Source organism: Streptomyces sp. NPDC047706 (assembly GCF_043204795.1).
Taxonomy (GTDB): domain Bacteria; phylum Actinomycetota; class Actinomycetes; order Streptomycetales; family Streptomycetaceae; genus Streptomyces.
The window spans coordinates 261,772-275,351 of the sequence record NZ_JBIDCW010000006.1 but is presented as its reverse complement, the minus strand read 5'-3'; the positions used below and the strand labels follow the sequence as shown (position 1 = coordinate 275,351).

The window sequence follows — 13,580 nt, the reverse complement described above, 5'->3', positions numbered from 1 at the left end:
CTGCGCGCCACCCGGCGCCGGACACCGGCCGCGGTGGACGGCCGCCGGGAGCCGCCGACCGCGCGGCAGCGAAGTGAGAAGTGCGACTGGGACAGGAGAACGTCATGCCCACTGGGCCACAACCGCGGTCCTTCGCGGACATCGCCGCACGGTCGGAGGCCGCCGCGCGCGCGGTGCCGGGCGTCACCGCCCTGACGGTCACCGTCGGCAGACGCCCCGGTCCACGCCCGAGGCCGGTTCCCGCCCGTGCGGGCGAGCCGGACCGGGCCGCGCCCGACGAGGCCCACGGCCGACCGCCGGCGCTGCTGGACGGCGGCCCTTGGCAGACCCCGCCCACCGCGCCCGCCACCCTCGTCGAGGCGCTGATCCGGGCGGCCGGCGGTGAGCGCGGCACCACCTTCGTCCTCGGCGACGGCAGCGAGGACCGGCAGAGCTACCGTGAGCTGCTGGCCGACGCCGCCCGGGTACTGACGGGGCTGCGCGCGAGCGGGCTGACCGTGGGTGACTCGGTGCTGCTCCACTGCGACGACAACCGCAACTTCGTCACCGGGTTCTGGGCCTGCGTGCTGGGTGGCTTCGTGCCCACCCCGATCGGGGTGGCGTCGACCTACCGCTGGGACACCGCGGTGAGCCGCAGGCTGCGCGGCGCCTGGGAACTGCTCGACCGGGCACCCGTGCTCACCGACGCCGCCCTGGCCGGCCAGGTGGCCGGGCTGCGTGCCCTGTGGGACACGACGGCCCTGCGGGTCCTCGCGGTGGAGGACCTGGGTGCCGCGGAGGCGGGCGAGCCGCACCGCGCACGGCCGGATGATCCCGCCGTCCACCTGCTCACCTCGGGAAGCACCGGGGTTCCGAAATGCGTCCGCCACACGCACCGCACCGTCGTCACCCGCGCGTACGTCAACGTCGCCGCCAACGGCTTCGGTCCCGAGGAGGTGACCCTCAACTTCATGCCCTTGGACCACGTCGCCGGCATGGTGATGCACAACGTGCGCGACGTCGTCATGGAGTGGGACCACGTCAACGCGCGTACCGACAGCTTCATCGCCGATCCGTTGCGCTGGCTGGACTGGATCGAGCGGTACCGGGTCACCAACAGCTCGGCCCCCAACTTCGTCATCACGCTGATGACCAACCTGGCGGCCGAGATCTCCCGGCGGACCTGGGACCTGTCCAGCCTGCGCGACATCACCAACGGCGGTGAGGCCATCGTCGGCGACACCACCCAGGAGTTCCTGAGGATGCTGGCGCCGCACGGCCTCTCCGGAGAGGTGATGCGGCCCGCGTGGGGGATGTCGGAGGTGTGCGGTGGCATGGTGCACTCCACCCTGCGGGCCGACCGTGAGCCGACCGGCGTCCTGACCGTCGACGCCCGGACTCTGGGAGGCACCCTCGTACCGCTCGACGGACCCGCGCCCGGCCACCCCACCTACGCCGAAGTGGGCGTGCCTGCCCCGGGCACGTCGCTGCGGATCGTCGACGACGCCGGCCGGGTCGTCCCCGAGGACCGCATCGGCCACTTGCAGGTGCGGGGTGTGACCCGGATGGTCGGCTACCACAACAACCCCGAGGCCGACGAGGAGTCGTTCACCGCCGACGGCTGGTTCGTCACCGGTGATCTCGCCTTCGTCCACCGGGGACGACTGGTAATCACCGGGCGCGAGAAGGAAGTCGTCGTCGTACGCAGTGCCAACTACTCCTGTCACGAGATCGAGTCCATCGTCGAGCGGGTCGACGGTGTGCTGCCGACGTTCGCGGCCGCCTGCAGTGAGTACGACCGGGCCACCGGGACGGACGAACTGGTCGTGCTCTGCGTGCTGACCGGTGAGACCGTCCGGGAGCGCGGCGAAGCCGTCTCCCGCATCCGTGCCCGGCTGGCGAAAGAGGTCGGCCTGCTGCCCCGTACCGTCGTCCCGGTGCCGCGGGCGGCGTTCCCCAAGTCGTCGGCGGGGAAGATCGAGCGCAAGCGGCTGCTCGCGGACTACCAGGCCGGCGCCTTCGACGACGCGCTGGCCGAGCTGCCCACCGCCCGCCAGGACCACGATGACGACGAACCGGCGTCCTGGCTTCACACCACCACCTGGGTGCCGGCGGACTCCGCCCCGGGACGGACGCACCCCGACGGCGCCTGGCTGGTGTTCGGCGCGGACGGCCTCGCCGCACGGCTGCGCGCGGCCCGCCCGGACGGGGGCCCGGTCGTCGCGGTCACCTCCGGTGCCGCCTTCGTCCTGACCGACTCGGGGACGTACCGGATCGACCCCCTCGACCCGGCCCACAACGCCGACCTGGTGGCCGCGGTCCGCCGGGAGCACGGCACGGTCGGTGCCGTCATCCACGCCTGGGGAGCCGGCGCCGCTCCCGGTACGGACCTCGGCGGCCACGACCTGTACGCGGGGTCCTTGCACAGCCTGATCAAGGCGCTCGGCGACGAGCGGCCCGTGCTGCACGTGGTCACCGCCGGCGCCCTCGCCACACCGGACGATGCGGTGGAACCGGCGCGCGCCACCGTCACCGGTCTGGTGCGCACGGCCAACGCCGAGGCCGGGGAGCCGTGGGTCCGCCATCTCGACCTGAGCCCGGACGACCCCGATCCGGCCGCGTCCGTCCTGGCCGAACTCGGTGACCGGGGCCGGGACGAGGTGGTGGCCAGGCGCGACGGGCGCCGGCTCGTGCCCCGGCTCGCGCCGCTGCACGACGTGCCACCGGCCCCCGCGCACCGGATCCGCCCCGGCGGCCTGTACCTGCTGACCGGGGGGCTCGGCGCGATCGGCGTACGACTGGCCCGGTTCCTGATGGCCGAGTACGGCGTACGCCTGGTGCTGACCGGCCGGGCCACGCCGACGGGCGAGGGGGCCGGGTCTCTCGCGGAACTGGCCGCCCTCGGCGACGTGGTCCACGTTCGGGCGGACGTGACCGACCTGGCGGCGATGCGGTCCGCGGTCACCGGGGCCGAGCAGCGGTTCGGGCAGCGGCTCGACGGCGTGGTGCACCTGGCGGGCGCCGGCTTCGGGCACTACTGGCAGGACCTGGGCTCCCATCTGCTCACCGCGGAAGACCCGGCGGAGTTCCGGCGGATGTCCCACGCCAAGGTCACCGGCACCTCGGTCATCGCCGAAGTACTGCGGGACCGGCCCGACACGCTCCTGATCCTCTTCTCCTCCGTCAACGGCTACTTCGGCGGTACGGCCTTCGGCGCGTACTCCTCGGCGAGCGGCTACCTGCCGGCGTTCGCCGCGTACTGGCGGCGCCTGGGCAGGCCCGTGCAGTGCCAGTCCTGGAGCAGGTGGGCGACGGAGGAGGACGGGGGCGCCGGGCTGGAAGCCCTGCGGCGCCACGGCTACCGGGAGATCGACCCGCGGCTCGGGGTACAGCTCTTCCGTACCGCGCTGGCAGACCCGGCCGAGCACGTCCTGGTCGGGCTGGACGACCGCAACGAGCACATCGCGCGGGAGCTCGCCCCGGCCTTCCTCGGCCCGTTGCGGGTGACCGTGGCCTATCGCGGTCAGGCGCTGGACGAGCGGGTCCGCCAGGCGGTCGTCTCCGCCGTGGGTCCCGGCGTGGACGTACGGGTGGAGCCGTCGGCGGACACCCGGGACGACGCGGGCCGGGAACCGTTCGGCGAGACCGAGCAGGCGGTCGCCGACATCTGGCGGGCAACCCTGCGGCTGGCCTCGCTGGAGCGGACCGATCACTTCTTCGACCGAGGCGGGAACTCGCTGGCCGCGATGCGCCTGGTGGACCGGCTGAACGTCGCCTTCGATGTCCAGCTCACGGTGCAGCACCTCTACGACCACCCGACGGTCGAGCAGCTGGCCCGGGAGGTCGAACGGCTGCGGGGGCCGGTGTGCGGTGGGGCGGGAACCCGGACACGGCCGTGACCGCACGGAGGATAAAACGACCACTTTCCCGTAAGCGCTTACATAGTCACCGAGCGCAAGAGGAGCGAACCGGCCAACTTGCCTTGGCTGAAAAATTTTCGGCCACCTGGATCTTGCTGACACGTGAAAAGGTGCGGAAACTGGTGGGGCACGTGATCGGGGAATTGCTTCGGCAACATGTGTCCAGAAGTGGACGGCAGGGGGTCTACGTGACAGAGCAGCACTATCACGAATTGGGCGCGAATAGTGGTCCGGTAAGTTCTCTCGCCAGACAACAGGAACTGCTCAGAAATTCCGCAGTGTGCTCGGTGCCGATCGACTCCCTGGTCATTACGGACTCACCCCGGCTGCGGGGTGAAGATTCCGAACATATTCAATCAATGGCCGAATCAGGGGAGAATCTCCCCCCGATCTGGGTTCACCAGCCCTCGCGCAAAGTGATCGACGGCGTGCACCGGGTGCGCGCGGCGCTTGTTCGTGGCAGAACTGACATCGATGTCCGCTTCTTCCACGGGAGCGAGGCGGACGTCTTTCTGCTCTCGGTGTTCGCGAACAGCAAGCACGGTCTGCCGCTGTCCCAGGACGACCGTGTGGCGGCCGCCCGGCGGGTCTTCACCACGCACCCGGAGTGGAGCGATCGCATGGTCGCCTCCCTGACCGGGCTCTCGCCCCGGCGGGTGGCCGCGATGCGCGGCCAGCTCACGCCCGGCACTCCCCAGCCCGCACGCAGGATCGGCAGGGACGGCCGGTCCCGGCCGGTGGACAGTGCGCAGGGGCGGCAGCGTGCCGCGGAGTTGATCCGCGAGAACCCCGCGGCGTCGCTGCGGCAGATCGCGAGGGCCGCCGGTATCTCGCCGGCGACCGTCGCCGATGTGCGCAATCGCCTGGACCGCGGTGACGTCCCCGTGCCCCAGGGCGCCCTGCCCGAGAGGGGGCGCGAGAACGCCTCCGCCGAGGCCTCGGCGGAAAGCCGCTCTCCCGGCCTCGACCGTGAGGCGGACCTTGATCTCGGTTCGATATTCGATCGGCTCAGAAGGGATCCCTCTCTCCGGTTCAGCGATACCGGCCGTTCGTTGCTGCGGATGTTCGACGCCGTACGCGTCGCCTTGCGCGAGCAGGAGGAGGTGTTGCAGAGCCTCCCCCCGCACTGCCGGGCGATCATGGCCGAACTCAGTTGCGGATATGCCCAGGTGCTGCAGACTTTCGGCGAGGAGCTGAAAGTCGCCCAGCAAGCCAGAGTGGAGCTGCCGCGCGCGAGTGCCGGCTGACCGCGCCGGTCGGCCCGGATGGGTGGCATGGTTCCCGGCGGTTCTTCGGGGCCTGAAATGTGTGGCTCCACGGCAACTTCTTCCCTTTCGGGTTGCCCTTTTCTCCCGATCGCTCTCTCTGAAACGGAAAGTCATGTGCGGGATCGCTGGATGGATCGACTGGAACCAGATCGTCACCCACCGCGAGGACGTCATCGCGGCCATGACGGAGACCATGGCCCCTCGCGGCCCCGACGCGCAGGGCGTCTGGCTGTCGGGCCATGCCGCCCTGGGGCACCGACGGCTCGCCGTCATCGACATCGAGGGCGGACAGCAGCCCATGGTGCGCACGGGCCCGGGCGGTCAGGTCGTGGTCACGTTCAGCGGGGAGATCTACAACTTCCGTGAACTGAGGGCGGAACTGCGGTCGCACGGGGCGCACTTCTCGACGCGCTCGGACACCGAAGTCCTCCTCGCCGCCTACCTGCACTGGGGGGCGGACTTCGTCCACCGGCTGAACGGCATGTACGCGTTCGCCCTCTGGGACGAGCGCACCGGGGAACTCCTCCTCGTCCGGGACCGTCTCGGCATCAAGCCGCTCTACTACGCCCCCGTGGGGGACGGCATCGTCTTCGGTTCCGAGCCGAAGGCGCTGCTCGCCCATCCCGGCATGACGGCCGAGGTGGACCGCGAGGGCATCGCCGAACTCCTCGTGCTGCCCCGGGCCAGGACGCCTGGTCACGGCGTCTACCGCACGATGCGCGAGGTACGGCCGGGATGCGTGGTCGTCGCCGGTCGGTCAGGTCGCCGGGAGCACCGGTACTGGCAGCTCGAAGCGCGGCCGCACGGGGACGACTTCGCCACCACGGCGGCCGAGGTGCGCTCGCTGCTGCACGACACGGTCCGGCGGCAGGTCGTCGCCGATGTCCCCGTGGGAACGCTGCTCTCCGGCGGGATCGACTCCAGTGCCATCACCGCCCTGGCGGTGCGGGAACTCGACGCGGAACTGGCGAGCTATTCGGTGAACGTCGGGACCTCCGCGAACCCGGGAGCCGACACCTGGCGGCCCAGCACCGACGAACCCTTCGCCAAGATGGTCGCCGAGCACCTCGGGATCAAGCGCTTCGTGGCCGACGTCGGCGCCGACGACCTCGTCGACGGCATCGACAGCGGACTGCGCGCCCGGGACCTGCCGGGCTGGGGAGACCTGGACACGTCCATGTACCACCTGTTCCACCGGGTCCAGGAACAGTGCACCGTCGCCCTGTCCGGCGAGGCCGCCGACGAGATGTTCGGCGGGTACACCTGGCAGATGGACGGCGGCTACGTCGGACACACGTCCTTCCCGTGGATGTACGAGAAGCGCCAGCCGGCCCTGCTGCTCCGGGACGACGTGCGTGCCGAGATCGAGCCCGCGCGCTACGAGGCGGACCGCTACCACCAGGCGCTGGCGGAGGTGCCGTCGCTGCCGGGCGAGGACGGTGCCCGTCGCCGTGAGCGGGAGGTCTTCCACCTGGGACTGCACCGCTGGCTCGGTGCCCTGCTCGACCGCAAGGACCGGATGAGCATGGCGGTCGGCCTGGAGGTACGCGTGCCCTTCGCCGACCACCGGCTGGCGGAGTACCTGTTCAACGTCCCGCTGGAGCTGAAGGCCCACGGCGGGACCGAGAAGGCCCTGCTCCGCCGGGCCTGCGCCGACCTGCTGCCCCGCGAAGTCGTGGAGCGGCCGAAGAGCGCTTACCCGGCCAGCCGGGACACCGGCTATGTGGAGCGGCTGCGGGCCCTGGTCCTGGACCTGGTGGCAGAACCGAACGCGCCGGTGTTCGACCTCTTGGACCGGACGAAGGTCCGTACGGCGGTCACGTCGGAACTGGACCGCCTGCCGGGCCCGATCACCGCGGTGACACCGGCCATCGGCCTGACTTACCTGCTCCAGCTCAACCGTTGGCTGGAGCTGTACGGCGTCCGCGTCACCGCCTGAGCACATACCACGGTCCTCGCCGCACCCACGGAGCACGGGTGTGGCGAGGACCGTGGGACCCAAGGTGTCCGGGGTCCTCTCCCGCGCTCGGTCGCCGGTTCAGGCGGTGCCCAGGTTCTCCCGTACGAAGGCGAAAAGACGGGGCAGGCCCGCGTCGACGAAGGCCCAGTCGTGACCGCCGGGACGCTCCCGGTACTCGTGGACGACTCCGTGGGCGGTCAGGGCGTCGCGCATGTTCCGGTTCATCGCGATCATGCGTGCGTAGTCGTCCTCGCCGACGTCGAGACAGAAACGCGGCGACGCCGCGGCGTCCAGGGCGGCGAGCAGCCGGTACGGGTCGTAGGCCCGTCGGACCGCGCTGTCCACCGGACCCCAGATTCGTTCGTGGTCCTTCACCGTCGGCATCATCAGCCGCCGGTCCGCACGGTGCGGTGCGTAGGGATCGCCCTCGCGCAGCGGCGCCTCGAAGGCGCCGCCGTGGCTCCCCGCCACCGCGAACAGGTCCGGGTGGCGCAACGTCTGGAACAGCGCGGTGGCTCCCCCCATCGAGAAGCCGGCCACGGCACGCCCCGCACGGGACGCCACGGTGTTGTACCGCTTCTCGACCTGACCGACCACCTCATGGACGAAGTAGTCCTCGTACCGCCGCCCGCCCGCGTCGTTGATGAGCCAGTACCGTCCCGATTCCGGCAGGACCAGGATCATCCGGTGGGCGGCGGCGCAGTCGGCCAGGCTGGGGCAGGTTAGCCAGGTGTTCCGGTTGCCACCGTAGCTGTGCAACAGGTAGAGGACGGGGAAGGGCCTGCCGGTCGCCGCGTAGCCGGGCGGCAGCACGACGCTCACGGACTTCTGCCTCCCGAGGGCCTCGCTCCACCAGGTCTCGGTCACGACGTGCATCGCGTGTCTCCCGCTCTCGTCGTCAGAGGCCGAGTACGGCACGCCGGTCGAGCTTCCCCGACCGTGTCCGGGGCAGCGCGGCCACCAGGTGGAAGCGCTCGGGGACCATGTAGCGGGGAAGGACGTCCAGACAGTGCCGCCGCAGCTCCGACACCTCGCACCCTGCGGCGAACGGCACCACGTACGCCTCGATGTGCCGCTCACCGGAGGCGTCGCCCACGGTGACGCACACCACCTCGCGCACCGCCTCGGAGAGGGCGGACTCGACCTCGCCCAGCTCGACGCGGTGTCCACGGATCTTGACCATGTCGTCGTTGCGGCCCAGGAAGGAGTACGCGCCTCCCTCCTCGACCCGGACCGTGTCCCCGGTCCGATAGGCGTCCACGGACGTGCCGTCCTCTTGGACGACCGACAGGCGCTTCGCGGCCGTGAGCGGGGCGTCCCGCCAGTAGCCGAGCATCACGGACGGGCCGGCGACACAGAGTTCCCCGGTGACACCCGGCTCCTCGCGCAGCCGCTCACCGGACTCGCCGACGACGAACGTCGTCGCGTAGGCGCACGGCCGCCCGATGGGAACGGGTTCCGTCCGCCCTGGCTCCACATCGCTGTCACGCACGTGGTGGAAGGTGCACACGTTCGTCTCCGTGGGACCGTACAGGTTGTACAGGTCGGCGTGCGGGAGGAGTTCGCGCAGCCGGCGCAGCGCTCCCACCGGGAACACCTCCCCCGCGAACAGGACGACGCGCAGCGCGGACGCGCCGAGCAGCGCGCTGTTGCGGGCCGTCAGCATGCGGTTCAGCGCGTTGGGCACCGAGTACCAGACCGTCACCTTGCGCTCGACGACGACCCGGCTGAGCACCCCGCCCAGCCCCAGCTGGCTTTCGGGGAGCAGTACGACGCACGCTCCGGCCAGACAGGTCGCGAACACGTCCAGCACGGACAGATCGAAGTGCAGCGGCGCATGGCTGGACACGCGGTCGTGCGCGGTGATGCGGAACTCGGCCACCGACCACTCGACGAACGCCATGGCGTTCGCGTGGGACAGCACCACGCCCTTGGGGTTGCCCTTGGACCCCGAGGTGTAGAGGACGTACGCGGGGGAGGACGGGTCGGCGCCGGGTCCGGCCGGCGGCGCCGAACTTTCGGCCACGGCGTCGGACCAGGCGATGACCCGCGGGTCGGCCGGGGCGCTGCGCGTGCCACCGACGGCGACGACCGGGCGGTCCGGCGCCTCGGCGGGCGCCCGCTCCAGCAGCCAGGAGACATGCTCGTCCTGGGCGATGACACCGGCCAGGCGGCAGTCGCCGATGATCTTCTCGGCCCGGTCCAGCGGCGCCCCGGGGTCGATCGGGACATAGGCCGCCCCCGCCCGGAGGATGCCGTACAGGCCCACGATCGACTCGGGCGACTTGCGCAGCCAGAGCCCGACGCGGTCGCCGGCGCCGATGCCCTGCCGGAGCAGGGTCCCGGCCAACGCGGTGCTGCGCGCGTGCAGTTCGCCATAGGTCAGGGTCTCGCCCTGGAACTCGACCGCCGGGGCGTCCGGCCGCCCGGCCGCGGCGTCGTCCAGATAGTCGGTGAGCGTGCGCATGCGGCTCCCGTCAGTTCTCTCGGTCCGGCCAGGTGAGCCCCATGCGCGCGGCCACGACGGCGCGCTGCACGTCCGAGGCGCCCGAGGACAGGGTCATGCCGAGGGCGTCCCTGAGGTTCCGTTCGGCGCTCTTGTCGTTGGTGTAGCCCAGTGCGCCGTAGATCTGCAGGGCGCTGGTGAACATCTCGACCGCGGCCTCGCTCGTGTAGAGCTTGCTCAGCTCGGGCTGGACCCCGGGGTCGGACCCGGTGAGTTCCGCCGCGGCGGACCGGGTGATCAGCCGCGCGAGTTCCCACCGCATCCGCATGTCGACCAGCCGGTTGGACACGGACTGGTAGTGACCGATGTGCTTGCCGAACTGTCGCCGCCGGCGGCAGTACCGGACGCACTCCTCCAGTTCGCGCCGCATGACGCCGAGCCAGGGAGCGAGGATGAGGGCCCGCTCGAACGCCATCGTCCGGGCGAAGATCGCCCCACCCTGCTTCTCGGCGCCGAGCCGACGGGACACCGGGACGCGGCAGCCCTCCAGGACGACGTCCCCCCAGGAGGCGGTCCGCAGCCCCAGCTTCTCGCTGCCCGGGGTCACCGTGATCCCCGTGTCCCCCCGCTCGACGAGGAACGCGGTGACGCCGGTGAAGCCGAGACCTGGGTCGATCGTGGCGTAGACGAGGAAGAGGTCGGCGACCGGTGCGTTGGTGATGTAGCGCTTGTGTCCGTCGAGGACGTAGTGGTCGCCGTCGCGCCGGGCGGTCGCGCTCAGCGCCATCGCGTCCGAACCGGTGCCCGGTTCCGTCATCGCGTGCGCTCCGATGGTCCGTCCCGACGCCAGGGCCGGCAGATACGCCGCGCGCTGCGCGTCGTCACCGAACTCCGCTATCGGCAGCTCCACCGCGAGGATGTGCGCTCCCAGCGCCATGAGGAGCCCGTTGTCCGGGCAGTCGAAGCCCAGTTCCTCCATGACGCGGGCGTACCGCGGGGGGTCGTACCCGCGGCCCCCGTACGCGGAGGGCACCAGCAGGCCGAGCACTCCCAGCTCCGCGTAGCGCTTGAAGCCCTCGTGGTCGAAGGTCCCCGACCGGTCGCGCCCGGTGATGCCCTCCCGCAGTTCGGCCCCGAGTTTCCGCAGGCTCTCGAAGAGCTCGGCATGGCTGTCGTTCCACTCGGACGTCATGATTCTCCGTTCGCCCTGACGCGGTCGATGAGTACGGCGGGCCGCCCGGTCGAGATGCGGGGGCACGGATCGTGCGTGAGCCGGTGGCGTGCCGCCGGGGTCGTGGCGGCGGGGCGCACCGCAGCGTAGGCAGCCGGACGCGCAGGGGCAAAGCGAGCGCCGGCGGCCGGACGGACCGTTCAACTGCTGTCCGGTGGCCAGTCGAACACGGCCCACCGGGGGAGCGGCGTACCTGGCGCCCGCGCCGCTGGAGGCCGCGTTGCCTCACGGACGTCCATGAGACATCGTTGGGTGGTCACGAGGCGTCCCGGAGGGCGCCTCACCGGAGGGTCCCGCGCCATGGCGGTGCCTCGGCGTTCCCCCGTTCTCCTCGGTCCCTGCGCACAGCCGAGGATCCACTGTGTTCCCCGTTCCTCCGCAAAGAGAAGGAACATCCTGCCGACCGCGCCGGGCACCGACCGCGAGGCACGCGACGCCCCGGCGAACAGTCGGACTCTCACCAGGGAAAGGACGGCATGAGCACGATCTACGCCTTCATCAACGGCCAGGTGGCCATCACCGTGCAGTACTGGGTGGAGCGGTACGAGGAGGTGGACGCCGGCGCCCGGATCGATGTGCGCCGGGCCGAACCCTACGAGGGGAGCCACCACCGCGACGGAGCCGAGGGGCACCGTGTCCTTCCCGTCGGCGACGGCGGCATCTGGCGCATCGACCTGTCGCACCGGATCGACTCCGAGGTGAAGGAGCAGCGCTTCCACCACCACCCCGACTTCCAGAACGGCGACGTCGGCCCGCGCGCCTTCGACGAGGAGCTGTCCGCGGACCCACTCGACTGGACAGAACGGCGCCTGCTGGACCTGCCCGCGCTGCTCACCGCGAAGGGCCACGAGGACCTGGCGAAGTCCATCGACAGCGAACAACTGGTGAAGTCCATGCCGTTGATCCGGATGGCGATCGAAGCATCGCTCGAAGCGTGAGGCCCCGGTCCGTCGCCGCCACCCGGCATCCGCGGAGCACGGCGGGACCGGGCGCGGCGACGAGCTGGGGGACGACGTGGACGAGGGGACACCTGCGTGGGTGACAAGGCACCGGTGGCGGAACTGGCGGACCGTCTCATCGACGGCGAGGTCAGCACGGAGCACGACGTGCTGGCGGCACGGCGCACGGACGAGGCGTACCTGAAGCCGTCCGGGTGGCCCCTGTGCGCGGTGTACGCGCGCAGCACCGCGGACGTCGTCGAAACTGTGCGCTGGGCGGCCCGGCACAGTGTTCCCATTGTGCCCCGGGGCGCGGGCACCGGCCTGGCCGGCGGGGCGCTGGCCGGGGACGGGTCCGTGTTGCTCTCGCTGGAACGCATGACGGCTGTGAGGGAGTTGTCCGTCGACGACCGGCTGGCCGTGGTCGAACCGGGCGTGATCACCGCGGACCTCGCCCGGGCCGCGGACGAGCGGGGGCTCATGTACCCCGTCGACCCCGGCAGCGCGTCGCGCTCGACGCTGGGCGGGAACCTGGCCACGAACGCGGGCGGGTTCCGCTGTTTCAAGTACGGCGTGACCCGCGAGTCCGTACTCGGCCTCGAAGTCGTCCTGGGCGATGGAAGGGTCGTCACGACGGGCCACCGGACGGCCAAGGGAGTGAGCGGCTACGACCTCACGGGCCTCTTCGTGGGATCGGAGGGCACGCTCGGGGTCATCACCGCCGCGACGCTCCGGCTGCGGTCGAAGGCCGCCGGCCCGCGGGCGACGGTGGCCGCCTGCTTCCCGGATGCCGACGCGGCGGCGCGGGCATCCCTGGAGCTGGCCCGTGCCGGCCTGCTGCCGAGCTTCCTCGAACTGATCGACGAGGTCACACTGCGGGCGGTACGCGCAGGGCAGCCGCTTGATCTGCCCGGCGACGGGGAGGCCCTGCTGCTCGCTGAGTTCGACGGTGTGGACGCGGGCGGCGCGGCGGCGCGGATGGGCCGGCTGTGCGGGACGCTGGACGCGGAGGTGACGGTCACGACCGACGAGGAGGAGTCCGAGCGGTTGCTCGACATCCGCAGACAGGCCCTGGGGGCGCTGGAACGGATGGGCAGGACCATGGTCGAGGACTTCGTCGTACCGCGCTCCCGACTGGGCGACATGTTGGCGGAGATCCGCCGCATCGCCGCCCGGCACGACGTCGTCATCGGGACGGTGGCCCACGCGGGCGACGCCAACCTCCACCCCACCTTGGTGTTCGACCGCGGCGAACCGGAGATACCCGCATGCGTCTGGGCCGCCGCGGACGACATGTTTCGCACCGCCCTGAGCCTGGGCGGCACGCTCACCGGAGAACACGGCATCGGGGTGCTGAAGAGGCGTTGGCTGCGCGACGAACTGGGTGACGACGCGACGGACGTCCACCGGGCGATCAAGATCGCCCTGGACCCGCTCGGGATCATGAATCCGGGCAAGGTCCTGTGAGCGCGCACGTGTCCGCACGGCGCAAGACCGGGAACGAGGAAGGTTCGATGGGACAGTCAAGCAGTGACGAATGGCCGACCAGGGTGAAGCGCGTCATCATCGACGTCCTCGACCTGGGCATCGACCCGGATGAACTCACCGACGATCTCTCGCTGTACTCGTCGACCCTGAGGATGGACTCGATGACGCTCCTGCACCTGCTGGTGACCTTCGAGGGTGAGTTCGGCTTCGAGATCGACGACGAGGACGTCATGAATGCCGACCTCGACACCGTCGGCAGCCTGGTCGGCCTGGTGACGGACGTGGCGCGGGAGAGCCGGAGCGCGATGGCGGCCGGCGGACCCGCGAACGACGGTCTGGGAGGCTGAAAC

At 71.1% G+C, this 13,580-nt stretch carries 9 protein-coding genes; 6 read left to right on the top strand and 3 right to left on the bottom strand.

Features of this window, described 5'->3' with window-relative positions:
- Window positions 1–104: 104 nt before the first annotated feature.
- From ACGF8A_RS10000 to asnB, 3 genes are all read left to right on the top strand, one after another.
- Entirely contained in the window at window positions 105–3,878 is a 3,774-nt protein-coding gene (locus tag ACGF8A_RS10000) for an SDR family NAD(P)-dependent oxidoreductase (RefSeq protein ID WP_393106153.1), read from the top strand.
- Between the two features lie 209 nt (window positions 3,879–4,087).
- On the top strand, window positions 4,088–5,146 hold the full coding sequence (locus ACGF8A_RS09995) for a transcriptional regulator (protein ID WP_393106151.1): 1,059 nt from the start codon (window positions 4,088–4,090) through the stop codon (window positions 5,144–5,146).
- Window positions 5,147–5,279: 133 nt separating this feature from the next.
- Window positions 5,280–7,106, top strand: a complete 1,827-nt coding sequence (gene asnB, locus ACGF8A_RS09990) for an asparagine synthase (glutamine-hydrolyzing) (RefSeq protein ID WP_393106149.1) — start codon at window positions 5,280–5,282, stop codon at window positions 7,104–7,106.
- Between the two features lie 99 nt (window positions 7,107–7,205).
- Here the strand turns inward: asnB and ACGF8A_RS09985 are convergent, their stop codons facing one another.
- From ACGF8A_RS09985 to ACGF8A_RS09975, 3 genes are read right to left on the bottom strand one after another with little or no spacing between them, the layout of a single operon-like run.
- Complete coding sequence (locus ACGF8A_RS09985) at window positions 7,206–8,003, bottom strand: alpha/beta hydrolase (RefSeq protein WP_393106147.1); 798 nt, start codon at window positions 8,001–8,003, stop codon at window positions 7,206–7,208.
- 22 nt (window positions 8,004–8,025) lie between these two features.
- Window positions 8,026–9,594 carry an amino acid adenylation domain-containing protein gene (locus ACGF8A_RS09980; protein WP_393106145.1) on the bottom strand — a complete coding sequence of 523 codons (1,569 nt, stop codon included), beginning with the start codon at window positions 9,592–9,594 and terminating at the stop codon, window positions 8,026–8,028.
- Between the two features lie 10 nt (window positions 9,595–9,604).
- Window positions 9,605–10,765, bottom strand: coding sequence for an acyl-CoA dehydrogenase family protein (locus tag ACGF8A_RS09975; RefSeq protein WP_393106143.1), 1,161 nt, complete (start codon window positions 10,763–10,765; stop codon window positions 9,605–9,607).
- A 515-nt stretch (window positions 10,766–11,280) separates the two neighbouring features.
- Between ACGF8A_RS09975 and ACGF8A_RS09970 the strand changes: the two genes are divergently transcribed.
- The 3 genes from ACGF8A_RS09970 to ACGF8A_RS09960 all read left to right on the top strand — a co-directional run bounded on the left by ACGF8A_RS09970 (window position 11,281) and on the right by ACGF8A_RS09960 (window position 13,577).
- Window positions 11,281–11,742, top strand: a complete 462-nt coding sequence (locus ACGF8A_RS09970) for a hypothetical protein (protein ID WP_393106141.1) — start codon at window positions 11,281–11,283, stop codon at window positions 11,740–11,742.
- 96 nt (window positions 11,743–11,838) lie between these two features.
- Window positions 11,839–13,209 (top strand): FAD-binding oxidoreductase, encoded by a 1,371-nt coding sequence (locus tag ACGF8A_RS09965; RefSeq protein ID WP_393106139.1) that lies wholly within the window; start codon window positions 11,839–11,841, stop codon window positions 13,207–13,209.
- Between the two features lie 47 nt (window positions 13,210–13,256).
- On the top strand, window positions 13,257–13,577 hold the full coding sequence (locus ACGF8A_RS09960; RefSeq protein WP_393106137.1) for an acyl carrier protein: 321 nt from the start codon (window positions 13,257–13,259) through the stop codon (window positions 13,575–13,577).
- The last annotated feature ends 3 nt before the right edge of the window (window positions 13,578–13,580 follow it).

What these genes read in the sequence shown, in the direction of transcription:
- asnB (WP_393106149.1), top strand. Translation starts at nt 5,280, where the DNA reads ATGTGCGGGATCGCTGGATGGATCGACTGGAACCAGATCGTCACCCAC.
- ACGF8A_RS09985 (WP_393106147.1), bottom strand. Translation starts at nt 8,003, where the DNA reads ATGCACGTCGTGACCGAGACCTGGTGGAGCGAGGCCCTCGGGAGGCAG.
- ACGF8A_RS09975 (WP_393106143.1), bottom strand. Translation starts at nt 10,765, where the DNA reads ATGACGTCCGAGTGGAACGACAGCCATGCCGAGCTCTTCGAGAGCCTG.
- ACGF8A_RS09970 (WP_393106141.1), top strand. Translation starts at nt 11,281, where the DNA reads ATGAGCACGATCTACGCCTTCATCAACGGCCAGGTGGCCATCACCGTG.
- ACGF8A_RS09980 (WP_393106145.1), bottom strand. Translation starts at nt 9,594, where the DNA reads ATGCGCACGCTCACCGACTATCTGGACGACGCCGCGGCCGGGCGGCCG.
- ACGF8A_RS09960 (WP_393106137.1), top strand. Translation starts at nt 13,257, where the DNA reads ATGGGACAGTCAAGCAGTGACGAATGGCCGACCAGGGTGAAGCGCGTC.
- ACGF8A_RS10000 (WP_393106153.1), top strand. Translation starts at nt 105, where the DNA reads ATGCCCACTGGGCCACAACCGCGGTCCTTCGCGGACATCGCCGCACGG.